We start from the raw sequence: 513 nt of genomic DNA, 5'->3' as shown, positions 1-513 counted from the left end.
GCCGGGCTGGTTGCCGGCCATGAACAGGCGCTCGCGGTGGGTCGCGCCCGCCGCGTGAAACGCTGCCTGCCGTTCGTACGGCGCGTAGGCGGCAAGGAGGTTACGACGACGGCGCCGGTCCATCTCCTCGAGCAGCGCCAGATACATCTGCACCGCTGTCGAGGAATGGCCGGAGGCTCGCTTCGAGGCCGCGGATGCGGCTGCGGATCTCCTCATCGCTCAACCGGTCGAGACTGTTTTCACTGGCATCGAGACTTTCCGAAAAATCCTTGGGCAGCAGCGTCAACACGACCTTGAGATACTGCTCGGGCTTTTCGGCCCTGACCGCGGCGATGACGCCGGCGCCATGGGCGCGGAAGTCGGCGCGAAGGGCGGCGGCGAAGTCGTCGACGAGCGTCTTTCGCAAGCGCTTGGGGCTGGCGGGCGGGGCGTCAACGTCCGCCGGTCAGGTGATCTGCGATCTTAGCGGGCTGAACCGGATCGAGGAGATCGATCCAGATCGGAAGAGCGTCG

1 protein-coding gene is annotated in these 513 nt (G+C 66.3%); it reads left to right on the top strand.

Translation table 11 applies throughout. From position 1 onward, the window contains the following. Positions 1–269 precede the first annotated feature (269 nt). Positions 270–513 (top strand): FAD-binding oxidoreductase (locus EN846_RS35655; protein WP_210236135.1); only part of this gene is annotated, 244 nt, incomplete at its 3' end.

It is taken from the genome of Mesorhizobium sp. M4B.F.Ca.ET.203.01.1.1 (genome assembly GCF_004791025.1).
Classification (GTDB): Bacteria; Pseudomonadota; Alphaproteobacteria; order Rhizobiales; family Rhizobiaceae; genus Mesorhizobium; species Mesorhizobium abyssinicae.
Note: the sequence above shows the minus strand (reverse complement) of the source record. Positions and strands in the feature narration are given on the sequence as shown.